The sequence below is a fragment of the Halomicronema hongdechloris C2206 genome (genome assembly GCF_002075285.3).
Taxonomy (GTDB): domain Bacteria; phylum Cyanobacteriota; class Cyanobacteriia; order Phormidesmidales; family Phormidesmidaceae; genus Halomicronema_B; species Halomicronema_B hongdechloris.
This window is the reverse complement of the sequence record NZ_CP021983.2, coordinates 2464752-2488793: the sequence shown is the minus strand read 5'-3', so window position 1 is coordinate 2488793 and position 24042 is coordinate 2464752. Positions and strand designations below refer to the sequence as shown.

The 24042-nt window shown below is 55.0% G+C and carries 18 protein-coding genes and 1 riboswitch; of the genes, 7 read left to right on the top strand and 11 right to left on the bottom strand.

Features of this window, described 5'->3' with window-relative positions; genetic code table 11:
* Positions 1-122: 122 nt before the first annotated feature.
* The gene (locus XM38_RS11200) at positions 123-905 is read right to left on the bottom strand and encodes a hypothetical protein (RefSeq protein WP_187329370.1); all 783 of its coding nucleotides are present in this window, start codon (positions 903-905) and stop codon (positions 123-125) included.
* A gap of 456 nt (positions 906-1361) precedes the next feature.
* Positions 1362-2273, bottom strand: a complete 912-nt coding sequence (gene rnhA / locus XM38_RS11195; RefSeq protein WP_088429852.1) for a ribonuclease HI — start codon at positions 2271-2273, stop codon at positions 1362-1364.
* A 75-nt stretch (positions 2274-2348) separates the two neighbouring features.
* On the opposite strand from rnhA, the gene dnaX reads away from it, so the two are divergent.
* Complete coding sequence (dnaX, locus tag XM38_RS26965; protein ID WP_088429850.1) at positions 2349-5177, top strand: DNA polymerase III subunit gamma/tau; 2829 nt, start codon at positions 2349-2351, stop codon at positions 5175-5177.
* Between the two features lie 30 nt (positions 5178-5207).
* Here the strand turns inward: dnaX and XM38_RS11185 are convergent, their stop codons facing one another.
* The 3 genes from XM38_RS11185 to XM38_RS11175 all read right to left on the bottom strand — a co-directional run bounded on the left by XM38_RS11185 (position 5208) and on the right by XM38_RS11175 (position 7738).
* The gene (locus tag XM38_RS11185) at positions 5208-5558 is read right to left on the bottom strand and encodes a phenylpyruvate tautomerase MIF-related protein (protein ID WP_080812727.1); all 351 of its coding nucleotides are present in this window, start codon (positions 5556-5558) and stop codon (positions 5208-5210) included.
* 18 nt (positions 5559-5576) lie between these two features.
* Positions 5577-6059, bottom strand: a complete 483-nt coding sequence (locus XM38_RS11180) for a flavin reductase family protein (protein ID WP_080812725.1) — start codon at positions 6057-6059, stop codon at positions 5577-5579.
* 287 nt (positions 6060-6346) lie between these two features.
* Positions 6347-7738, bottom strand: a complete 1392-nt coding sequence (locus XM38_RS11175; RefSeq protein ID WP_080812723.1) for an NAD-dependent malic enzyme — start codon at positions 7736-7738, stop codon at positions 6347-6349.
* A 179-nt stretch (positions 7739-7917) separates the two neighbouring features.
* Here XM38_RS11175 and XM38_RS11170 point away from each other — a divergent pair, with 179 nt between their 5' ends.
* Positions 7918-8373: an SRPBCC domain-containing protein gene (locus tag XM38_RS11170; protein ID WP_080812721.1), complete on the top strand. Its 456-nt coding sequence runs from the start codon at positions 7918-7920 to the stop codon at positions 8371-8373.
* Positions 8374-8458: 85 nt separating this feature from the next.
* Here XM38_RS11170 and XM38_RS11165 read toward each other — a convergent pair whose 3' ends face one another.
* The 4 genes from XM38_RS11165 to XM38_RS11150 all read right to left on the bottom strand — a co-directional run bounded on the left by XM38_RS11165 (position 8459) and on the right by XM38_RS11150 (position 12706).
* Positions 8459-9019 carry a sterol desaturase family protein gene (locus XM38_RS11165; protein WP_256995590.1) on the bottom strand — a complete coding sequence of 187 codons (561 nt, stop codon included), beginning with the start codon at positions 9017-9019 and terminating at the stop codon, positions 8459-8461.
* A 446-nt stretch (positions 9020-9465) separates the two neighbouring features.
* On the bottom strand, positions 9466-11349 hold the full coding sequence (locus XM38_RS11160) for a sensor domain-containing diguanylate cyclase (RefSeq protein WP_187329369.1): 1884 nt from the start codon (positions 11347-11349) through the stop codon (positions 9466-9468).
* 220 nt (positions 11350-11569) lie between these two features.
* Positions 11570-11815, bottom strand: a complete 246-nt coding sequence (locus XM38_RS11155; protein WP_137455081.1) for a hypothetical protein — start codon at positions 11813-11815, stop codon at positions 11570-11572.
* Between the two features lie 24 nt (positions 11816-11839).
* Complete coding sequence (locus tag XM38_RS11150) at positions 11840-12706, bottom strand: FecR family protein (protein WP_080812716.1); 867 nt, start codon at positions 12704-12706, stop codon at positions 11840-11842.
* Positions 12707-13011: 305 nt separating this feature from the next.
* Positions 13012-13112: riboswitch (Glutamine riboswitch) on the top strand.
* Positions 13113-13162: 50 nt separating this feature from the next.
* On the opposite strand from XM38_RS11150, the gene XM38_RS11145 reads away from it, so the two are divergent.
* On the top strand, positions 13163-13624 hold the full coding sequence (locus XM38_RS11145) for a glutamine synthetase inactivation factor IF7A (RefSeq protein ID WP_080812714.1): 462 nt from the start codon (positions 13163-13165) through the stop codon (positions 13622-13624).
* A gap of 135 nt (positions 13625-13759) precedes the next feature.
* Here XM38_RS11145 and XM38_RS11140 read toward each other — a convergent pair whose 3' ends face one another.
* On the bottom strand, positions 13760-14242 hold the full coding sequence (locus XM38_RS11140) for a sterol desaturase family protein (protein WP_088429846.1): 483 nt from the start codon (positions 14240-14242) through the stop codon (positions 13760-13762).
* Positions 14243-14549: 307 nt separating this feature from the next.
* Here XM38_RS11140 and XM38_RS11135 point away from each other — a divergent pair, with 307 nt between their 5' ends.
* The 3 genes from XM38_RS11135 to XM38_RS11125 are packed head-to-tail and all read left to right on the top strand — an operon-like array spanning position 14550 to position 18240.
* Positions 14550-16229, top strand: a complete 1680-nt coding sequence (locus XM38_RS11135) for a GH3 auxin-responsive promoter family protein (RefSeq protein ID WP_187329368.1) — start codon at positions 14550-14552, stop codon at positions 16227-16229.
* Complete coding sequence (locus tag XM38_RS11130; protein ID WP_088429844.1) at positions 16226-17467, top strand: FtsX-like permease family protein; 1242 nt, start codon at positions 16226-16228, stop codon at positions 17465-17467. The genes XM38_RS11135 and XM38_RS11130 overlap by 4 nt, the downstream gene beginning before the upstream one ends.
* Before the next feature lie 14 nt (positions 17468-17481).
* Positions 17482-18240: an ABC transporter ATP-binding protein gene (locus XM38_RS11125; protein ID WP_088429842.1), complete on the top strand. Its 759-nt coding sequence runs from the start codon at positions 17482-17484 to the stop codon at positions 18238-18240.
* Positions 18241-18577: 337 nt separating this feature from the next.
* Here the strand turns inward: XM38_RS11125 and gghA are convergent, their stop codons facing one another.
* A complete protein-coding gene (gghA, locus tag XM38_RS11120) occupies positions 18578-21340 on the bottom strand; it encodes a glucosylglycerol hydrolase (protein ID WP_088429840.1) in 2763 nt (920 codons plus the stop codon).
* Positions 21341-22528: 1188 nt separating this feature from the next.
* Between gghA and ggpS the strand changes: the two genes are divergently transcribed.
* Positions 22529-24031, top strand: a complete 1503-nt coding sequence (gene ggpS, locus XM38_RS11115) for a glucosylglycerol-phosphate synthase (RefSeq protein ID WP_080812701.1) — start codon at positions 22529-22531, stop codon at positions 24029-24031.
* Positions 24032-24042 lie beyond the last annotated feature (11 nt).

Genomic DNA, 24042 nt, shown 5'->3' with positions numbered 1-24042 from the left:
ATGGCACGGCCCTGAGTCCGTGCCGTTGCCTTAAAAGTCGGCCATAGCTATGGAATCGCCTGGCTATGGCCCTTTATTTTTTTATTTGGTTAAAGACGCGTATTCGCCCGATTAGCCTAGGGCTAACGCTGTGGCGTGCTGGGGCTAGGAACAGTGGTCAGTAGGCGACGCAGAATCTGTTCGAGCTGAGCCGGGTCTGTATCGAGGTCAATGGCTCTGAGTAAGCCTGATTCCACTAGCGAGTGCACCCGATCATCAGATGCCGGTCCCCCTTTTAGTACCTGGGCGATGGCATCGGCCGTGCGACCGCTGCCCCGGATCACGATGACAGGGCGCTGCTGCACCACACTATTGGCAGCATCCTGCCAAGTCACCTCACCCCCGTTGATTAAGACGGTGACCGAGGGCAGATCAGCAGCGATGGCAGTTGCTACCCGGGCAATCCATGACGACTCATCTCCCCACTGATCCCCCGGCACTAAAAAGCAATGGGTATGATTGGGCTCTAGGGCAGCCCCATCGGCTGCCAGCACGCGATGGTGGGGTAAATGTACCAAGCCTTCAGGGGCCACTCCCACCAAGGGAAAATGAAAATGGTGCTGGCTGCGGGCTTTGCCAATTAAATGCATGATACCGGCATCGGTGCCGCCGTCGACCACCACCAACTGTAAGGCTTCTGCTAGAGGGGCCAGGACTTGAGTAAATAGCCCCTCAACCCGACGAAAATCTGCTGGCGATAGTTTACTCGCTCCTCCCACAAGCACGAGCACCGGACGAGGTTCGCTCAGTCCTATGCTCTGTAGCACAGCTGGCAAGCTGGCTTCATCCTGTAAATGCAAAAGGGATGTCGCTAAGCCATCGGTCGGCATTGCCGAAAATGTGGGATAAGTGAACAGGGAGCGCATGACTTAATTGTGCAGAGTATACTTCAGAGCTTTCCCACTTTGCATTGCTAAATCACTCGCTTCAGGGAAATTCTATTAGGTTTAGCCCTGACTTTATCGGCTGAGGCTTATCGCTATGCAAAGCGAGTCTGGATAAAATGAGCCTGTGCAGATGTTGCACGGCGGTCTCGTATAGCCTCGATCCACGTCCCAACCCGGGGAATGATTCGGGGGAAATCATTTCGACATCACCGCCTACCGGCCTCAGCCAGCCGCACTACACTCTGGGCTAGACCAGCACTCGCCCAACTAGAACCGACACCTGACTATCTCACCTGTAGACTCGAGCGCTGGAAACGCGGTAGATCTCCTGGCAACAGCTCATGACCTACCATAGTCAGAGGCAGGCCATCGGTCGCTAGTTAATAAAATGATACACGCCTTCGGGATGGTAGGAGAGCTGCCTTGGTCAATGCCTTAATCAATACGCTCTAACTGCCAGAGAATCTGATTACCTTCTCGCCGCACCCGTGATACTGTCCAATTGCGCCAAGCCCAATACTCACCGCGACTCGTAACTGCGCTAGCATTCACATCCATCAAGTCGGCTAGCTCAGAGCTAGTGATGAGGTATCCTTGCTTAGCAATTTCGTCGGCAGCGTGCAGGGTCTCTAGCATGTTGCGGAGCTGGTTGACCCGCACTTCCCGAGGAAGATTGTCTAATGTGTCCGTTGCAGGAGGGGCACCTGAATCAGCCATATTGGTTTCAGGATGGACATTTTCCATATCGTAATGGGAATTTGATGGAGATGCAACGAAATTTTGAGTATTTACAGTAAAAGTGGATTCAATTGGCTTCGTCGCAGTTGTCTCTGGCTGAGGTGAGGTTGGGTTTAGCGATGGCTGCCGTTGGCTCAGCGGTGGGGGTTGACCCTGGGCAAACCCGCGGGCGATGGCATCGCAGCGGTCGTTGCCTGCATCACCACTATGGCCACGGACATAGATCCATTCCAGGGTTAACCGTCGGGTCACCTGCTGATGTAAGTGGTCTAGCTGCTGCCAAAGATCTTGATTGAGCACGGGTTTGCCGGCAGAGGTTTTCCAGTCACGGCGCTTCCAACCCGTTACCCATTGGGTGATTCCCTTTTTGACATATTCGCTGTCGGTGTAGAGGGAGACAGGGGTGGTTTGGCCGCTGGCGATGAGCCTCTCTAGGGCGGCGATGGCGGCTTGCAGTTCCATACGATTGTTGGTGGTCTGGGGCTCCCCTTCGCCGAGTTCATCGACCTGACCATCGCCATAGTAAATTACGACGCCCCATCCCCCGGGACCAGGGTTTCCGGAGCAGGCACCATCGGTGTAGATTCGATCGATTGCAGCAATAGTCATAGTCATTGCGGTAAAGACGGAAGATGGACTAGGGAGCCGGCGTGATCCCTCAGGAGAGACGTTATCGTAGTACCTATGGCCTACGAACCGCTGCACCATAAATACCGACCGCAGACCTTCGGCCAGTTGGTGGGTCAAGCTGCGATCGCAACTACCCTAGCCAATGCCCTGCAACAGCAGCGCATTGCTCCAGCCTATCTATTTTGCGGCCCCCGAGGCACAGGGAAAACCTCCAGTGCCCGGATCTTGGCTAAGTCTCTCAATTGTCTAACCCAGCAGCAACCCCATCCAACCCCCTGTGGCAGCTGCGACGTCTGTCAGGCCATCGCCACCGGGTCCGCCCTGGACATCGTTGAAATTGACGCTGCCAGCAACACCGGCGTCGACAACATCCGTGAGCTGATCGAACGGGCCCAATTCGCCCCAGTCCAGTGTCGCTACAAGGTTTACGTCATTGATGAGTGCCTAACCGGGGATACCCAGGTCTATACCAAAGATGGGTTCATCAGAATTGATGATCCTACCCTGAAAGGGAAACAAGCGCTCAGCTACAACGAAGCGTCTGGCCAGTGGGAGTTTAGGCCGATCCTGCGCTGGCTTGATCAGGGGGAACGAGAAATCTTGGAAATCCAAACATCCCATCGTAAGATCAGATGTACTGGAAATCACCTGATTAGAACAGACATTGGATGGGTAGCAGCCAAAGACATAAAAAAAGGTGCCAAGATACTATCGCCTGTGCCTGTGGATGCGGAACTGTCATCTACAAATTCGGCACCGATGGGCGACTTCGTCCCTACGCTAGAGGACACCAACGCTTTCCTCGACTGGCTTGGACCCACGGGCAATTGCAGAAAGAATGGTCAGAATATAAAGCTTCTCGACTCGCATCCCTACAGCCCAAGCTCAGAACTACCAAAAATGACGGATACGGTTCCGTCTCAGTGTGCTGCTCAACAGCTTGTCATCCTGAACTCAGTTCCGTATTCAGTCAGGTCAAGCCTAACGGCGGCCAAAAGCTGGTCTCTGAACAATGGCTATCAAAAATTTCCCAAGAGGGACTTGCGTGGTGGTATATGGATGACGGTTCCCTTAGCCTCAGCCCGCAAGGAAGTCCTCAAATACAGTTCCATACAGAAGGCTACTCTGCCGAAGAGAACCAACTCATCGCAGATTGGCTTACCCGCATGGGATACGTGGCCAAATGCTGCTCCTACATCAGAGCGAGTAGCGGCAGACAATATTTCTACGTCTCTATCGGAGCAAACGCCGCTAGACAATGGCTGTCGGACTTACGTCAATACGCAATCCCCTCAATGGTGTACAAATTCGGAGACGGTCGTATCTGTACGCCCCGCTGGGGTTGAACGAGTTTACGATATTGAGGTAGACGCGAATCACAACTTTGTGGCCAACGGCTTGTTGGTTCACAATTGTCACATGCTTAGCACCGCGGCCTTCAATGCCCTGCTGAAGACATTGGAGGAACCGCCACCGCAGGTGGTATTTGTGCTGGCGACTACCGACCCGCAACGGGTGCTGCCTACCATCATTTCCCGCTGTCAGCGCTTCGACTTCCGGCGCATTCCCCTGGAAGACATGGTGACCCACCTCAGCACCATCGCCACCCAGGAGACCATTGAGATTGGGCCAGAGGCGGTGCGCTTAGTGGCCCAAATTGCCCAGGGAGGCTTGCGGGATGCCGAGAGTCTCTTGGATCAACTCAGTTTGTTAGAGCCTCCCATTACTGTGGAGCAGGTGTGGGATCTAGTGGGGGCAGTCCCAGAGCGCGACCTGCTTACCCTGGTTGAAGCCATCAGCCAAAACCAGGCCAGCACCGTGCTAGACCAGGCCCGCAAACTCATGGATCGGGGGCGAGAACCCCTGATCGTGCTCCAGAGTCTGGCCGGGTTTTATCGGGATTTGCTCATCGCCAAGACGGCGGCCCAGCGCCAGGATTTAGTGGCAGTAACGGCGGCTACCTGGGGCGAGATGCAGACCCTGGTGCAAGGCCTAGAGTTATCGACGGTGCTGGCCAGTCAGCACCACCTGCGCACCGCCGAAGCCCAGGTGAAGCACAGCAGCCAACCGCGGCTTTGGCTAGAAGTGACGCTTATGGGGTTGTTACCGTCATCGGCAAGCGCTGCCAGTCCCACCCCAGCGGCAGCCTCTGCGATACAACCCACCAGCCCTAAGCCACCAGCGCCATCACCACCCCGGCCCGCTGGACCGCCTCCGGCGCCACCAAGGGCGACACCTTCCCCAGAGGCTACGCCATCTCAGCCCGGCCCACCCTCGGATGCTTCAGCCTCTGAAGCGCCTGTCCATGATTTGGACTCCCTGTGGCAACAGATCATCGCGGTGTTGCAGCCCTTTGGCACTCGGACTCTGATGCGACAGCAGGGTAAGCTTCTAGCCTGTGATGGTCACACCGCCCGCATCGGCATTAGTTCTAAACCATTGTTTAAGATGGCCCAGGGCCGTCTATCCAATGTAGAAGCCGCCTTTAAGCAGGTGCTACAACGGCCGGTTGAGGTATCTCTAGAGGTGCTACCGGATGCGGAAGCGGCTTCCCCGGCACCGGCACCACCCTCCTCGCCAGCACCGCCGCCTTCCTCAGCACCGCCACCAGCCCAGGCAGAGCCGCCACAGTCACCAACCAACGCCGTTCCTGAAGATGCCCCGGGCCAGGCCGATTCTTCTCCCGCAGGGGCTGACCCCTGGCCGTTAGATTCGGATCTCGACCGAGCCGTCAAGAGCTTCGCCCAGTTCTTCAATGGCCAGATCGTAAACCTCGATGATGATCTGACTGACCTAGCAGCCGGCAACGGTTCTACTGGCCCTGAGCTGCCCCAGCATGAGGACTCGTTTCCGACAGACCCCGATGACGATGTGCCCTTTTAGGCATCAATGGAAGGGAGATTGCGATCGCACTTAGCCGAAGGTGGTGCCGTTCCAGCCCCACATGGCGCCAGCCGCATCGGCAAATTCAATGTAGGTGCGGTTTTTAGGTACCCCTAAGGAATCTTCGATCTGGCTGCAGAAGGCTTGACTCATGGCTTCTGTCTTAGCCCCCATGGTGCCGACGCTCTTGATCTCGATGTAGCAGACAGGGTCGGTGGTGCCGGCAAAGGTCATAGGCACCTCGGCCTCGAAGGCAGTCATGATATAAGACTCGGGTTTACCCAGGTGCTGGGAAAGACTGGAGGATAGGTCTTTTAGTAAGGATTCCACCTGGGATTTGTCTGGGGCCTCGATAGAGGTTTGAACTTTGATTAATGGCATAGTTATTGTCTTTGAATGCTATCCGCCGTAATTCCAGCCAGTGTTTTCTAGGAGCAAGGGGTCGCCCTCGCGGTGGATGGCAGCCCCAACCACTTCACCGACAAAGACAGTATGGTCACCATGCTCGACAGCGCCAACGACTCGGCATTCCACATAGCCCAAGGTGTCTTTGATCACGGGGCAACCAGTCTCGGGAGCCTCGTAGAACTCGATGTGCTCAAACTTGTTGCCCACTCGCCGCAGGGGTTTGAAGAAGTTTTTGGCTAAGTCTTTCTGACCCGCTTCCAGAAAACTCAACGCAAAGCCACCACTGGCCTTGAGCAGAGCATGAGAAATGGAGTCATTTTTGACACAGTTCACCACCAATGGCGGCTGGAAGGAGCCCTGCATCACCCAGCTGGCGGTGAAGCCATTCATCTCATCGCCGTTGCGGACACCGCAGATGTAGAGCCCGTGGGGAATCTTCCGCAATAGGTTTTTTTTGGCCTGTTCGTCTAACACGAAGACACCTGCCTCTGCACACTACATTGTCAGTGTGCCACACTCCCGAAGCGTCTCTGCAGGGAAAGCCGGGAGGTTCTACCTAAGAGGATATTTGGAAAGTACCCTGCAACCTTACTCCAGACTGGATTCTGGCCAACAGAGCCATACGCTCTAAAACGCTTACCCGGCAGGGCTTTCAGCCGAGTTTTCAAATGTCCTCTAAGGGGGGAGCAGCATCTAGAGGTAGACTGCATCTGTCTTCCCGTGATTGATCTCCTGCAGTAGCGACAGTAGCGTTTGCTCGCCTATCGCTTGGCCACCCCATCGACACGAGCGGCATGTTTCACGGCAGAGGCTACGGTAGCAGCCACCCGCTGATCAAATACCGATGGGATGATGTGCTCGGGAGAGAGCTCCTGAGGATGGACCAGGGAGGCAATCGCTTGGGCGGCCTCTAGGTACATGGTGGCGGTGAGAGCTTGGGCGCGACAGTCGAGGGCTCCCCGTAGAACGCCGGGAAAGGCCAACACATTATTGATCTGATTGGCGTAGTCACTGCGACCAGTGGCCATGACTGCCACATACTCGCTGACTAGCTCCGGTTGAATTTCGGGAATGGGATTGGCCATGGCAAAGACAATGGGCGCTGGGGCCATGGATTGCACCATCTCCACACCGACCACCCCCGGCACGCTCACCCCGAGGAAGACATCGGCTCCGACCATGGCCTCCGCCAGGGGGCCAGGGGTTTCAACGGCTAGGGCCCGTTTTTGAGGGGTGAGATCGATGCGATCGCATGAAATAATGCCCCGCGAATCACACAGGATCACCTGGGTAGTCCCGGCCTTTTGCAGGAGCTGGGCAATGGCCACCCCCGCTGCCCCAGCCCCATTAATCACAATCTTGATGGTCTCTAGGGACTTACCCACTAGTGTCAGGGCATTAATCAAGGCCGCCAAGGTAACGATGGCAGTGCCATGTTGATCATCATGGAACACTGGGATATCCAGCTCCTGTCGCAGCCGCGCCTCGATCTCAAAACAGCGGGGCGCACTGATATCTTCTAGGTTGATACCACCAAAGACTGGTGCCATGTGCTTCACCGTCTCCACGATCTCATCCGGGTCCTGAGTATCCAGGCAGATGGGAAAGGCATCAATGTCGGCAAATTCCTTAAACAACATGGCCTTGCCCTCCATCACCGGCAACGCCCCCGCCGGTCCCAAGTTCCCTAACCCCAAGACGGCACTACCATCGGTGACAATGGCCACCGTATTCCCCTTAATCGTCAGGTCATACACCCGCTCTGGCCGCTGGGAAATTTCCATGCAGATGCGTCCCACCCCAGGAGTGTAGGCCATAGCCAAATCTTCCTGGCTATGGAGCGGTAGCCGACTTTTGATATGAATCTTGCCACCCTCATGCAGGGAGAAGGTGCGATCCGACACCGCAAGCACCTCGATCTCCGGCAAAGCCCGCACTGCCTGCACGATCTCTTCGGCATGTTCGGTGCTGGCCGCATTCACCGTCAGAGTCCGCACCAACACCTGACGAGTCCGGCTGATTAACTCCACATTGCCCAAGTTGCCACCCGCCTCGGCAATGGCATGGACAACCTTAGCTAGCATGCCCGTCTGATTAGGGATACTCAGCTGTAACGACAGGCTAAAACTAGAACTCGGGGTGATTCGTACCATAGGATTCGCTTGTCAGTAGAAAAAACTGGCACACTAGAACAGGAGGGCCATTGCCTACTCTGATGCCAGCGGATTAGCCAGATGACCAGGAAAGATTAAAGCCATTATCCTCTCACACTGGCAGAGCTGCTTAAAGTTTGGGCGAAGATAGTGAGTCATTTTGTTCGGACTGCACCTAAATGCCTGGCCTTCATACCGACATCGAAATCGACGCTCCCCGCGCTGCCGTTTGGCAGGCTCTAGTTCACAAGGAAGACTGGTATCGCTGGAATACCTTCCTATTCGATCAGGCTCCCGATCGCCCATTTCGGCAGGGACACACCGTTAACTTGGCCCTCAGGCGGCTAGAGAGAGACGAAAAAACAGTCCTCAACCCCTTAGTCACCCACCTACAGCCCCAACGTTGCCTACGCTGGGTCGCTAAAATTCCAGGGCTTCGCAGCGAGCATGTCTTTCAACTGCAGGATATTGGCCCTCAACGCACCAAGTATAGTCACCAAGAGCGCCTCTCAGGCCCCCTGTCCCGTCTGTTTCTCCCCTTCATTCGGCAGGACGAGCGGAAAGGGTTGCGGCGCATGGCCCAGCAACTGAAACGCTATGTGGAATATGACTATGCCCGCGAACGCTATCGCTGATGCCAGGGAAGTTCCTGTGTATACCAATCCCCCAATCCAGCCGAGGATCCTGCATGTGCCCTCTAGCCTGCCAACTCCGCCTAATTCACTTGACTTCATGTACTAGATGGGTCTCGAGTTGCTTCTCGTAGTCGGGATCCTGAGTTTTCAGGAGTTTATCCCAGAACGTGAAATATAGGCCATAATGCACTTTATAGTTACGATGATGAATAGAATGATGGACAGGACCAATAACCCATTTACCTAGCCAATGGTGAGGGAATGACGTGGGCAAATAATTGAGCCCAAGATGATTGACTACTGCCCATATTGTCATGGTGGCGAGTACTGCAATCAAGGTAATAAAATGAATTGGAATCGTAAAGATGATTCCGACTAGAAAAAGAGCTTGGACGATCGCCTCAAGGGGATCAAAAGCAAATGATGTCCAGGGGTTATGGTAACGGGCTCGGTGATGTCCTTGGTGAAACCAAGGAAAGAGGATGGGATGATGAAATAATCGGTGAGTGAAATAGAAATAAGCATCCTGGAGCAGCAGTGTGAGACCGTAACTCACTCCTAAATACCACAGTCCATGAGCCTGAGGATGACTGTATAAGCGGGTCATCCCCAAACGATATTCAAATAGGATAAATGCCGCTGCCATAGCGAATACTCCCGCCGAGAATACCGAGAGTAAGATATCTTGCCGAATTGATTGCCAAGATGGAACACAATACTGCCACTTGCGATTGGTGCAATGCTGACCAAATGATGAGTATAGGAATAAATAGGTTCCCCCTGCTATCAGGAAATACCGTATCAGAATTATTCCAAAGAAAGTGATACCATAAAACCAAAATGTTTGGTCTGCCATTGTTATCTCTACCTTGCGCTGAATACGATAGGTTGTATTCGGCCCCTAAATCCGTGGGCTTGAAGCTTCAGCTAAAGCCTTTTTATTTGGCCTTGCTGCACTCTATATTATCGCCCTTACTTGCGCTTGTCTAAAATTGGCAAAAACAGGTTAAGACTGTTGTAAAACCACACTCTAGCCCGAGGGTGCTATCTGGCTAGCAATTCTGCTGGCGTTGTAAAAGTTGTGATAGCTCTTCAGCCGCCAGAGGACGAGTAAATAAATAACCTTGACCAAATTGGCAGCCTAGTTGTTGTAGTAGCTGCAACTGAGCCATCGTTATCCGTTGGCCGCACAGAGCCTAAGAGCACGGCAGCCACTGCCTTGAGCAGTTCATCCCCCATCCAGTGGCCAAAGGTATCATTGACCAGTTTAAAGCGATCGCAATCCAGGAAGAGTACGGCAAACTCCTGACCACCAGCGACGATTCGTTGCTGCAGGTGCCAGAGAAACAAGCGGCGATTCGGTAATTGGGTCAGGCTATCGTGGTGAGCCTCATAGACCAGGCGATCTTGAATGCGCTGGCGCTCATTGACCTCCCGCCGCAAGTCTCGATTTAAAGACTCCAGCTGCCGGGTTCGCTGCTGCACCTGCTCCTCGAGGGTATAGTTGAGGGTGCGCAGGTCCAGTTCCATCTGCTTGCGATAGGAGATATCATCCAACAGCAACACAAATCCCATGGGGCCCGCCGCCGAAGCGCTATCATCCATTCTCAACGGCTCTAGGTACAGGGCAAACCAACGGTCACCGTCCTGGATCTCCTGGGGGGAAATGTCCTCTCCCTGCCGAACTGCCTGCCACTGGGCCGCCGTCAACCAAGTTTTTAGGCGAGAAGCGACGGTCTCCCCAGTCGTCACCCCTAACCAAGCGCTAGCCAAGGGATTGCAGAACCATACAGTGCCGTCGATATTCGCCGCCAGCAATCCCATGGGCAAGCTACGAGCAATGGCCGCTTGGGTGGCCTGGGATCGCCCCAGCTGGTCTGCCAAGGTCACCAACTGCTCAATACTAGCCGAATCTGCTATCGATGGGGCTCGAGACTCCTGGGGGGACAGCAATAGGGCCGGAGCATGGGTGTGCCAAAGCGATGCCACATACTGTCGAATGCGGCGATCGTCTCGTAGCTCCTGGCTAATGCCACAGGTCACGGCAGTCAGGCCCAGCAGTAGCACCGGCTCGACTACCGTAATCCACCATCCATGGGTCATGAGTACCCGGGCCAGTAGGATCCAGGCCAAGGTACCCGCCCCCAGCAGTACCCGCTGCTGTCGCCATGGCCGCCCTAGCCCTAGCCCCAGCAGGGGGCCGAGACAAAGCAGCAGCCACCAGGGGGCCTGCAGGTGCTGCAACCATCGTTGTTGCAGAATATTGTCCAGAACCGCCCCATGGAGGTGCACGCCGCTGGCTGGAGGATTGATATCAAAAGGCGTTGATAGTTGATCCAGGCCCGTGGCCGTAGCGCCGATGAGTACAATCTGGCCATGAAAGCGACTCGCCTCGACCCGACCCTTCAGCACATCAACGAAAGACACCGTCGAGAGAGTATCCACTGGCCCCGGCCAATTGACCGGTAGGGGACGATCCAAAGGGGGGAGAGCTACGATGCTCTCGGTGAGCGAGAGGGCTTCGGCCGTGGCAATACCCAGGGCTGGCTGCCCCTGAATTTGGGGGAGAATGGTGCGCACCAGGCTATCGGGCGCTTGCGGCTGATAAATATGACCACTGCCCATAGCTGCCCCGGCTAAGGGAAACACAGGATCCAGAGGCTGACCGTCCTGGTCCCAAGCTGTCGCTAGGATGATGGCTTGATGCTGAGCCATGGCTGCAGCTAACTGCCCATCCCCTGGGGCGCTGTCGGTAAACAGCAGATTAAAGGTAATCACACTCGGGGGCGCAGCCTGTAGCCGCCCTAATAGCTCGGCATAGTGGCTGCGGGGCCAGGGAAACGCCCCAAGCTCAGCTAGGCTGGCCTCATCGATGGCAATCAGGCTGATGCGATCGTCCCAAGCCGTGGCTCCCCGCAGCTGAAACCGCAGCCGGTACTCGAGGTGAGTAAAGGGCTGCAGTCCCCCTGTAGTCACTAATATCAATACCCCTGATGCTGCCACTAGTCCGGATAGTAGCCTGGTTAACTGGGCAGTCTTGATCGGCAGCGACAGCACTCTTTAGGGAGAGAATTTAGATTAGGACTTGCGGTTTACCCTAACTCTAAATGAATCAAATCCATCCGGGGGCGCTTGCCACTGAGGCAGCAGTCATACCGTTCTAGGCAGAGATGACCAAGACAGGCTCATCCCAAACTCAGGCTCTCAGCCGGGTGAGTGCACTACAGGCAGCGCTCACACTGAGTGGGACATATGCCTGAGCTACCCGTCGCTCCAACCGCGCCGCAATGTTGGCATCCCGCTTGGCATCGTCAATCAGATGGGTATATCCTAACCCTTTGGCATTGGGCGGGTCATAGGCGGCGGCCAGGGATTTTGGCCTTACCGAAAACCTCTGGTATTGCCTCAGAAACTCCCTGGTTTTCGTAGCTGAGTTCTCCACATATCTTGCTGTTGCAGCAGTGCTTTAGGTATCAGGCGCCAGTAATCTGACCTCATGGATCTGCTGCCGTCCCAGGGGCGTAATCACTTGAATCTGCAAGGCTGTACGAGTGGCGGCGGGGCGGGTGAGACGAAATTCTCCGACCGCGCTGACGGTCTGTTGTTCCCCATCAACCAACACAATGTTGACGGGATCGACTTGCCCCACCAGCTGCACATAGCGGACATTGCCCTCGATCAAGAAGTTGCGCCGCACCACCAAGCTGGTATCGTTGCGCAAGGGCACTGGTGCTGTCGGTGGCGACCCTGGCACCATTAGGTTTTGAAAGCCCCCTGGCACCATCACGGTTTGGTCCTGGGCAGTGGTTGCCACGGCCCCTGCCTGGGTGGCCGTGCCGGTTTGGCCGGTGGGTTGTACCCCGAGGCCAAACTCAGTCCCCCGCACACCACTGACCCCAGCTGGGGTTTCGATTTCAAGTTCTGAGCCCTCATGGGTGAAGGAGCGGGTGCGCACTCGAATTTGCCCCTGCTCTAGGGTGAGGTGAGTGATGCGGCCATTGTCAGGGGCCACACTCAGGGCCCGAATGCGCAGTTCGGTGCGCTCAAACACATCAATAAAGCCAATGCCGGTGTCAACTTCCAGTTGGGCCGTGGAGTTAGAGGTGGTGCGAAGGCCGTCACCAATGGCCGTGAGTCGCTGGCCTACTCGTGCCGGTTGGCTTTGACGTCGCTCTAGATAAGTGACGTTGCCAGTAACTTGTCGCACCTGCAGCCAGCGATTGACTCGCACTGGTATGGCTGAGGTGGGGGTTTGACTGATTAGTAAGGATGCGATCGCACCCCCTATCCCCAAGACGTGATAGCGATACCGGCGAACATCAAAGGCCACCATGGCACTGTCCTGATGGAATGGACATAGCAGACCAGCCCCCAACCACAACAGGTCGTTTCTCTCGCTAGCGCCTATTGTCCATCCCCCAACCACTACTCAGAATCTGATCGGGACCGGGGCGCTGGCCGACATATCTAGCCAAATCATAGCGATATTGCCTTACCCTGACCATGCCCCTCAATGGAGGCAATTGGGCATCCCGAGGCACCACGGCGGCCCTAAAATAGCCGATTTATTTTCATGAATCCCTGACATAGCCCTTGTCAGACCGAAAAACCGTAGTGTATTATACAGAAGGAAAGTAAATCGTTCATCTCTCTAGCTCGAAAGACTAGCTCGAAAGATTGGATCCTGGTTGAGCCTAGAGGGACGGAAGTAGGGGTTGATCCCCCCGAAGGAACGCGCCTCATATCTATAGGATCAATGCCGTTAATTGATCTTTCTGGAGGCGATAACATGAAACTCACCTATCGCGGCGTTTCTTACGATTACAATCCACCCGCTGTGGATGTGAAAGACACCAATGAAATTGGTAAGTATCGGGGCGTCGACATTCGTTTCCGCTCTGTCAAGAAGGCAGCGGTTCAACAACCTACCCTAGACCTGGTTTACCGCGGTGCCGCCTATCGGGTCGGTCAATCCGCTGAACCAGCGGCTCCGGCTCCGGCTCAGGTTCCCGTGAGCACGGCCGTGCAAGCGACTCCTGTACCCTTCTTGAGCAAAGCAGAAGACCGGGCCCGCCTGGCGATGCTAAATCATCACCGCGCCGTGAAGCGGCGGCAGCAATCCATGCTGGGTCGGTTGGCTCATGAAATCGGTCTGACCGCTGATGTCAGCCAATACTGGAACCATATCCAGGGTAAGGTGCACCCCAGCTTCTGGGCCACCTATGACCGCAGTCGCTCTGCTGCTAGCTAGCCAGACGAGTCAAGATTACGAGTCAAGATTAATCCTAATCCTCTGATTCCAAGGTGGGGACGCGACGACAGTTGCGTCCCTATTTGGCATGAACCGGGTGGGTGCGACAGACCCCTGAGTCGCTACCAAGGGCCATTACCACCAGCGCAGGGCCCAGCGGGAGCGCTCCGGTTGGTTCAAGTCATCGGCGGCAGGCCATTCCACCGGTTTATAGGTCCGGAAAATATGGTCCCACCAATCCACGGCTAGGCCAAAGTTGTGGTGCCACATGCCATATTTGTGGTGTACATAGTGGACCGGCATCTTCATCCAGAAACACTTGCGGGGGTTTTCGTGTTGGAGCTGATGGGCATAGGCGGAAAAGGCTGCGTAGGCCACGGCGCCACTAGCCCAGCCCAGTCCAGCCTCGAGGGAAAAGAAAAAGGGAATCACCATTACCACCAGACTACCCTGAACGTAATCGCGAAACTCCCATAGCACTCCTTGGCCCTCGTTACGGCGATGGTGATCGCGGTGGCGCTCACCGATGCGGGCCGATACATGCATGAGCCGATGCAGCCAGTACTCTACTAGACTGGCCAGGGCAAAGGCGGCAACAAAGCAAATAACAGCGAGCATAACGGATCTTCCCATGACTGTGAGAGCTCTTATGGTAGCGGCCCAGGGCTATGGATGGTGCCTCGACAGAGGAGGAAAGCCTTGGCCGATCGACCATGACCTCGATTACCTGAGCGGCACAATATCTATTATTCTGGAGAATCTACGGATGTAAAGAAATCTGTAGAAGTATCTGGATCACACCAACTTCAGGTGTGGAGTGCTGGGTTGCTCTAGATCAGCCTTGTGCTCCAGGCCTCAGTCGCAAACTCTGGGCCCTCGATAGCGGTAGTTCCTTATGGTCTCTCCCCTCCTCTCTGGAATTGCGATGGCAGCTCGTTGGCGACAACGCCGTTTTCTGGCCAAGCTCCCTCGAGCCGCCTCGATTCAAGAGCGGTTTCTGCAGCGATTGCTGACAACTCATCAGGATACAGCCCTGGGCCAGGCCCTGGGATTATCCAGCGTGACTACCCTAGAGCAGTTTCGTCAACGGCTGCCCATTGGCACCTACGCTGATTATGCTGAGTATTTCGAGCGTACAGCCGCTGGCGAAACCAATGTGGTCTCGCCGGACCCAGTAGTGTATATCAACGTCAGCAGTGGCTCCACTGGCCGGCAGAAGCTGGTGCCTGTGACGGTGCGATCGCATCGACATCGAGTCTATGCCAATCAGGTCACCATGGGATTCGGCTTCGCGGCGGCGCAGCGGCGGCAGCTACAGCTACATAAGCTGCTATTCACGGCAGCGGCGACCCCTCTGGGCCATACCGCTGGCGGCATTCCCTACGGCCACATCAGTAGCCACCAACTGCGCACCAGCTCGCCGTTACTCCACCGACAGATATTCGCCCAACCCTTCCAGACCCTGCAGCTAGCCGATAGCTTTAGCCGCACCTACATCAGCCTCTTATTTGCCTTGGCTGAGCCTCGACTGAGCATCATTGCCGCCATCTTTCCGGCCGTGGCCCTGCGGCTCTGCCATTATCTCGAGACGGAGGCCGAGTCCCTACTCGACGATCTAGCTCGGGGACAACTCAGCCCTCGTCTCCCCATCGACCCCGGCTATCGCCGTCATCTAGGGCGGCAATTGTCACCGGCCCCAGACCGAGCCGCCCAGCTCCGGGAGAGTCTGCAGGCAGAAGGCCGCCTATTACCTCGCCATGCCTGGCCCCACCTGGCCTTTGTGGCCACAGCCCGGGGTGGCCCCTCGGATTTTTACCTGGAGCGCTTTCCTGAGTACTTCGGCGATTGCCCGGTCTTTGGCGGCACCTACTCCGCGTCGGAGGCGGTCTTCGGTGGCTGTTGCGATTTCGATACAGACGGGGCCTTACTGGCCATTGAGAGTAACTTTTTCGAATTCATTCCCGTCGATGACACCGCTAGCAAGACGGTCCTACTCCCCCATGAACTCACTCTAGGAGAGCAATATCGGCTTCTAGTCACCAATTATTCAGGCTTCTATCGCTATGACATTGGCGATATTGTCGAGGTGGTAGGCTGGCAACAGGGCGTGCCCCTGATCACCTTCCGCTATCGTCGCGGTGGTACCCTATCGGCCATCTCTGAGAAAACCACTGAAGAGCATGTGATTCAGGTGATGGCTGCTTTGCAACGTCAGCATGCCTTAGCTGTGGAAGACTTTTGCCTCACTCTGTCATCCGATATTTTGGCTCCCTACTATGTATTGAATATGGAGCTGTCGGCACCTGGACCGACTGGAATGAGTCAGATCAACCTAGAGACCTGGCTGGTTGAGTTTGACCGGCAATTACAACGGGCTAACCCTTCTTATGGCTTGAAGCGACAGGCCCACGACATCCGTCCGCCACAGCTCAACCTGCTGTCACCGGGAAGTTTTCGCCAGTTGCGACGACAACGCTTGGCCCCTGGGCAGGCCGACGATGCCCAGGTGAAATTACCTCACATTAGTGAGCAACGGACCCTACTGGAAGGCCTGTCTGTCCTGCAGCAGATTCACTGTCCCCTTTCCTCTAGTTCAGCGGCATGATTTCCTTGGCCCGTAAAAATTTATTGAAGGATCTGCCGCGGTTTTTGGTGGCCCAGGCAGGGATTTTGTTTGCGGTCAGTTTGGTGACGATTCAAACTGGGGTCTTGAAGGGGTTTACTCGCTCCACCACCCTGCTAATTCAGCAGTCCCAGGCCGATGTCTGGGTTGCCTCCGATAATTGGGTCAACTTTGAGCTGACCGAACCATTTCCCTATTTGCTGATCCGTCAGGCTCGTCAGGTGGATGGAACAGCGCAGGTGGAACCCCTGCTGATTGGCTCTGGCCGCTGGTTTTCCCCCGGCAATGAACTCACCACCTTGCGTATTTTTGGCTTCGATCCCGACGGCAGCTTATTTCGGCCAGGGATGGTAACGTCAGAGGGCCTGCAGGCGCTGAAACAGCCTTACACGGCTATCATCGATCGGGTGAATCGGCGTAGCTTTGGCATCGAATCTGTGGGCGATAGTGCTCGAATTCGCTCCCTACCGGTACGAGTGGTGGGATTTACCGAGGATACCCAATCGATGGTGTCAAGCAAATTTGTCTTTGCCTCCTTGGCCAATGCCAGCGCTTACACCACTGAGGGATATTCCTCTGAGCTGACTTGCCAATTTGAAGCAGGGGGGCTCAATTGTGTCAATACCTATCAGCGAGATCAGACCACCGCTGCGGCACCGCCGCCACCGCAGGAGCTAGCTGCCGATACTCCCGTTGCCTATCTCCTGGTGGAGGCGGCCCCGGGCCAGGATCTGTCAGCCTTAAAACAGCGGTTGGAACAGGCTATACCTGGGACCCGAGCGTTTACCCGGGCAGAACTCATAGAGGACACCCAAGCCTATTGGCGCGATCGCACCGGAGTCGGCTTCGTCTTGAGCTTAGGCGCTGTAGTCGGGGTCATGGTGGGGATGGTGATCGTGGCTCAGATTCTCTACACCTCGGTGTCGGAGCACCTGAAGGAGTTTGCCACCCTAAAGGCGATTGGGGCATCCGACTGGGATATCTATGGGGTCATCGTAGAACAGGCGCTCTGGATGGCGATCTTGGGCTATATACCTGGTGTCGCCCTCTGTTGGGGGCTAGGGGTTTGGACCCAAGCCAGTCAGGGCATTTTGATCTGGATTACCCCAGTCTCAGCCACAGGGGTCCTGGGAATTACGGTATTGATGTGTCTGGGCTCGGCTACTTTTGCCATTCAGAAGGTGATGCGGGTGGACCCGGGTCGCGTGTTTAAAGCCTAGGGGTGCGGAAAACCATGGTTGAGTTCTGTTCAGTGTCAGAATCATCACGGCCATTGCCATGGCTGCCTTCGGCGGAATGGGGGCCAGTTGCGATCGCAGCCACCGACATCCAGATGGTGTTTCGCTCTGGCCTGAGTCAGGTGAAGGTCCTGAAAGGGGTTGATCTGACGGTTAATCAGGGCGAAATTCGCCTGCTCATGGGGCCATCTGGGTCTGGCAAAACCACCCTGCTCTCGATTCTGGCCGGCATTCTCACCCCGACAGCTGGCCAGGTGGCGTTGCTGGGGCACAAGATCACGCAAATGTCACGGCAAGACCGAACTCGGTTTCGCCGCCATCACCTGGGCTTCGTTTTTCAGGATTTCAATCTATTTCCCGCCCTCACCGCCGCCGAGAATATCGAACTGGCCCTGAAGATTAAGGATTATCCTAAATCTGCCATTGCGGCTAGAGCCCGCACCTTGCTCTCCCAGGTAGACCTTGCCGACGTCAGCCAGCGATTGCCCCAGGATCTCTCTGGTGGTCAAAAACAACGGGTCGCCATTGCCCGGGCTTTGGCTGGCGAGCCCCAGATCCTCATGGCCGATGAACCCACCGCTGCCTTAGATTCCAAAACTGGCCGCGCCGTCGTAGAGCTGATGAATGCCTTGGCCCGGGAGCAAGGCTGTACGGTCTTAATCATCACCCACGACCCTCGCATCACCGATATCGCCGACCGCATCACCTACCTGGAAGATGGTCATATCAGTGAATCTCCCAGTTGGGGAAGTTAGCGCCTCGGGAACAGGGTATAGGATTGGGTGCTTAAAGGCCTGATATGGCATCTGGTCAGTGGCCATGGACCTCGAGAGGAGCTCTTGCTACCTGACAAGCAAACGACAGATATGGGCAGGAAAGGGAGCTTTGGCCATTGACTTGTTGAGGGTTGAATTCAATCATTACCAGGAGAACTCAAAACTCAAAACTCAAAACTCATCACTTTCCTCCGCCCTCAGTCCTCTCTTTCCCCCGTGGGTCCTTCCCTGGCTATTCATAACGTCTCTCGCTTAAGTAAAACGACCCACGCTACCTGCTTTCCGTCCTCCGTCCTCCGTTTTCCATCTCTCCCTCTTAATGGCGGGCTCCCAGGCGTTCTTCCAAACTCAAGTTTGCAGTGGAAGGAGCTGACCGGGGCACAGATTTTAAGAGCACCCCTTGTCCATCCCGCAGTTCAAAGCCCCGTAGATCCGCGAGATCTTCTAGATTCAGGCCTGGGCTGGCCACCACTACTTGCCACTCGGTCATGTCCAGCTGCAGCCAATCCCCTGGATTCACCACCATGGGTTCGCCTCCCATATGAGCGATCATCACGACTTCGTCTAAACCGTGGCCATGGTCTGGGTCTAGATGGCTGCGATACCCATAGAAAATGGTGCGCTGATCGTCGCTGATGCGATTGAAGCGATCGCGGCCGGTGAAGTTCTGCTGCAGCCAAGGATGATGCCGTCGAAATTCCCGCAGTTTCAGGCCAAAATGACTGACGGAAGGATCCAGTTCCTCGCCATAGCGAGAGACATTACACATGTCGTGGCCGTCTTCCATGAAGGCCATGGCAAAGGCCTTGAGTTTAGGCACATCCAAGGTGGCTAAGAAGTGGGGTAAGTTAGGCTCGTTAAGTTCCCCCAGGGCCGGAACCTCGCAGACGCCATCGTGCTCTCCCAGACAATGGCGGCAGATATCGGCCACTTTGCCCAAGTCATAGTCGGTTTCGATCATGGCCTCGCACAGGGCATAGGAAAAATCTCGTAATTGATTGAAATCCTGGAAGCCTAGGGCCTTGAGTCGGGGAAAGGCATCGATGCGATCGTACATGGCCGGCTCAATCTGCCAATCTAGAAAGCCCACCTCCTCCGAAACCACCTTGACGCCGTAGCGATCGTCGGTGTTGCGGAAAAAGCCCCAGGGGGTACCAACACTAGCATTGAGAAAGTCCATAGGTAGCCCCGGGCTGAAGCCATGGACCCATAGCAACGTGGCTGAATTGTTATAGGCCCGGTTTAGTACCTCTGGTAGCGTCTTGCCCAGATTCCAGTTGATATTGCTATCGGGGCTAATCTGATTCCCTCGCCGCACGGTATCGTGGTTACCGCAGCCGGTAATCCAATGATCTCCCTGGAAAATCACTTCACACACCCGCCGCCATTTGCGATCCCAGAATCCCTGTAGGGTCGGAGTGTTATGGGCAAAGATGAGTGGTCCCCACTGGAAAGACTCGGGCTTAATGTCGATCAATTCTCGGTAGGTCGACTTTTCCTCCCAGCCTTCCTCTGGCCAGGGACGGCCGTCTTCGAAGATAGTGAACAGGTAGCGGCGATAGCCCTGAATATTTTGCTCCACATCACTCATGGCCAGTAGATAGGCGTCATCCTGTTCCACGCGCCCTGAGAGGGGATTGAAGAATCGAAAATCTTGCCCACCATCTACTCGAATACCGTCAGCCCCGGTATTGATCTTGCGTCGCTGCATCTCCAGCAGCAGAGCTCGCACTTGGGGCAACTGATGGTTCAAGTCCTGACCATACATGTTGGGCCCCTTAAAGAATTGCTGCGTCAGCAGTTCTAGCCCCTGGTTATCGGCATGGCCATAGACAACGTCATAGATCAACTGAATGGACCCCGCCGAAAAGTTATGTAAGGTGGTGACAAAGTCGACTACCTCGTCTGGCCGCAGGCTGCCGAGGACAGCGGGATTGGTGGCCGATGACCCCAGGATAGGAACGTCATAGCCCCAGTTTTGGGTATTGGCTTTGCGTAGGGTGATCTCTAGGGTGGCTTGGCTCTTGAGGTTGGCTTCGTCATCGGGGGTGATGGCAAAAAACTCGTGATCGATGTTGGTGTCTTCTCGACGATATTCGATGGTGGGCTCTACCGGCAGCAGTTGCACGGCATCATAGCCGGTGTAGACTTCTTCGGCTGGCGTCAGCAGGTCACCGGCAGCCAATCGGTCAGAAATACGGCGATAAACCTGGGTGAGGCCTTCTAAGGTTCCGTCTGGAGAAGCGGTTTTGACATGGATCTGTAAGATATTCGTCGGAGCTGGCACCCGCGGCACTGGCGCATCCGGGATGCCTTTAGGGGCAGCGGTGCGGCGGAAATAGTTCAGATCTCCCCGATGTCGCTGCAGCCGCCGCATGTCATAAACCTCAGCCGGGGCAAAGACGCCATAGGGCAAGGAATAAGCCAGGGGATCCCGGATGATGTGAATATGGCCGTCGGCATCGACGTAGCGTAACCAGTAAAAACAGCCGGCCTGGTCCCGTTCCCCGGCCCTAATGCCGGCGACCACTGCCCAGGTGAACTCGCCCTGCTTAGCCACAGGGATGCGATCGCGCTGAAATTTCAAGGATTGTTGGGGGGCCCGAAAATCAATGGGCTGCAGAGGAGTAAAAATTTCTAATTCCAGGGTTCGTTCCGACTGGATTACATCCGCCGTCAGCTCCGGCGTCCAGAAGCCAAATTCTGTCAAGCCATCCCGGCGATAATGGGCCCCCAACCGACGAGCCAGCTTCTGGCCCTTGCCGAAGAAGGTATCATCTGACTTCATGATCGAGATAGCCCAGTCCAAGAGCGTATGGGTCTCATCCTCCACTAGGTAGAGCCGGGGAGCTGTCTTTTTCTGCTTTGCCGCTTTTCCTGTTTTTACAACCACGATGCCTCGCAATACCTGATTCAGTGCCGATTGGGTTGCCTGGAGCAACTGTATCTGAGGGCTGTTTGAAAAGGTTAGCCTATCGGTAGACCGCGCTACTTGCCTGGGGCCAAAGCCCAGAGTTTTGAAGGTCTTGAGCTTTTGGACGTAGACATGCTTGAGACCTCGATCAGACGTTCTAGACATCCTCTTTGCTGGGCGATACCTGGCAGCTCATCCCCGTCAAAGACCTACCCCTTTATTCCTTGGCGGCAGATAAGGGGTAACCTGAGATGCCTAGACCTCCATTGGGCCAGATAGTCCATGGGGGCGGAGTGATGCTCCTGCTGGGGAAACCCCTAACTATAAAACTCCTTCCCCGGGGGTCAACCGAGGTGAGATATAGCTGTCTTGGCCATCAGTCTAACAGTGATATCCCTGAGCTTATGAGATTCCCGGCGAGGGTAAGGGAGTTTAAGCGACACCACGGGTCTATGATGATGCCTAATGAAAAATTTAAACCCGATCAGGGGCATCCCCTTGATCTGCTGGCGTGAAATTTATCTGTTCGGGTAAGGTTTCCATAAATATATTGATAATTAAATTTTATTTTGATCCTTTCCCTAATAGTTGCCTGCAATAGCTGGCCGGGTCAAGCGATTCTCAGGAATTTGATTGTGCTGTGGGCAGGTCCTTTACAGGGCTTCTAGTGCGCCCTTGCCCTTAATCGGGATCAGCCCTCAGTCAGTACTTCAGAGTGAGGAGTAGCAATTCCCTGAGTACTGCCAACCTCAGAGCCGATCTGAAAGAAGCTAGCTTCCCATTATGACGACTATCCCTACAGTCAGGCAACCACAGTAGCGCCTAGGGCGTTCACAACGGTTGAGTGAGGTGGGTATACTGTAGGCGACCTCAGCCCTCTCGTAGGGGCTTACCGTATAGGGTTAGAGCCAGACCATTAATGTACTGCCAAGACATTTACCAGCTTACTCATAGCTATGAGGGGTAGTGTCGAGGAGTAGTCACGTGTCATTGTTGACATCCGTTAGCGCAGCTTATCGAGGATATCGCCCGTTGCCGGCAGTCATGACCAATACCACTCTGCATCAATGCCCCAGGGGGAATCGAATTGGCTATTTCAGAGTCAAGCCTCAGGGAACTGGTGAGGTTTACCCTACCAGTTTGTCAGCACAGGGTTACCTGACAAGGGTAATGGTTCTGTGCCCCACTGCGACCGAGACGCTTGGGGTTAATCATGATCGTGGCTTGGCTGCAGCACTGTCTTGGCCATGACCTCGTCAGATAGCCAGCCCTTGTTAATCCGAGTCTAGGAGCCAACTCAGGTTGGAGGCCGCTGGCTCCGTTCCATTCTTGTAGCCGTTAGGAGGCACCCTAATGAAATCGTCCCTCGTCATTCTCTATCACCGAGAACCCTACGACGAAGTCCAGGAAAATGGGAAAACCATCTACCGTGAGAAGAAAAGTCCCAACGGCATTGTGCCAACCTTAAAAAGTTTCTTTGCCAATGCCGAGAGTAGTACCTGGATTGCCTGGAAACAGGTAACCGCCAAACAGCAGGAAGAGTTTCAGGATCGAGTCACCATGGAAGGGTGGAGCGACGAGGCGGTGATCCGTCGCATTCCCCTGACTGCTGACCGAGTTAGAAATTTCTACTACATCACGGCCAAGGAAGCTTTTTGGCCAATTTTGCATTCATTCCCAGAGCACTTCACCTACGAAAGCTCCGACTGGGAAAACTTTACCTATATCAATCAACTCTTTGCCGAAGCAGCCTGTGAAGAAGCGGCAGAGGATGCCCTGATCTGGATCCATGATTACAACCTGTGGCTGACTCCCTATTACATTCGGCAGAAGATGCCCAATGTGAAGATTGCCTTCTTCCATCACACGCCGTTCCCAGCCGCGGATGTGTTTAATATTCTGCATTGGCGAGAGGCCATTGTAGATAGCCTACTCTGTTGCGATCTCTGTGGGTTCCATATTCCCCGCTATGTGGAGAACTTCGTCTCTGCAGCTCGTAGCCTGCGGGATGTGGAGCTGGTGGAAAAAAAACCGGTGCCAGAGGCCTTTACTCCCTTTGGTACAGCCCTAGCTGAACCTGAGATGACCACCAAGTTGAAGTACCAGGGGCGCATTGTCAATGTGGATGCCTTCCCGGTGGGCACCAATCCTGGCTACATTCAGGAGATGGTGAACAAGCCCTCTGTGCAAGAGCGGGTGAAGCAAATTCGTGACGATATCGGTGATAACAAGCTGATTGTTTCAGCTGGTCGGGTGGACTATGTCAAGGGTGCCCGCGAAATGCTGTTGTGTTACGAGCGCCTCCTGGAGCGGCGCCCAGAGTGGCAAGGGAAGGTAAATTTGATCATGACAGCAGTGAAAGCCGCTGCGGGCATGCGGGTTTACAAGACGGCTCAGAGCCAGATCGAGCAGCTTGTGGGCAAAATCAATGGCCGCTTCTCGAAATTAAACTGGACGCCCATTGTGTTATTTACTGAGCCAGTGCCGTTTGATGATTTGATGGCCTTTTACAAGACCGCTGATATTGCTTGGATCCCTCCCCTACGAGATGGCCTCAACCTAGTCGCTAAGGAATATATTTCGGCCCATGCCGGAGAAGATGGGGTGCTGATTCTCTCCGAATTTACAGGCTCTGCGGTGGAGTTGCCGGATGCGGTGTTAACCAATCCCTATGCCGATAAGCATATGGATGACTGTATTGATTTGGCGTTAGATATGTCCCCTGACGAGCAAAAGCAGCGGATGACAAAGCTGTATGAAGCGGTACGTCGTTATGACGTGCAACAGTGGGCTAACCATATGTTCCGGGAAGCTAAGGCGATTGTCGCTGAGGCCGAAGAACCTGCGTTAGTCTAAGGCTGGCCGGA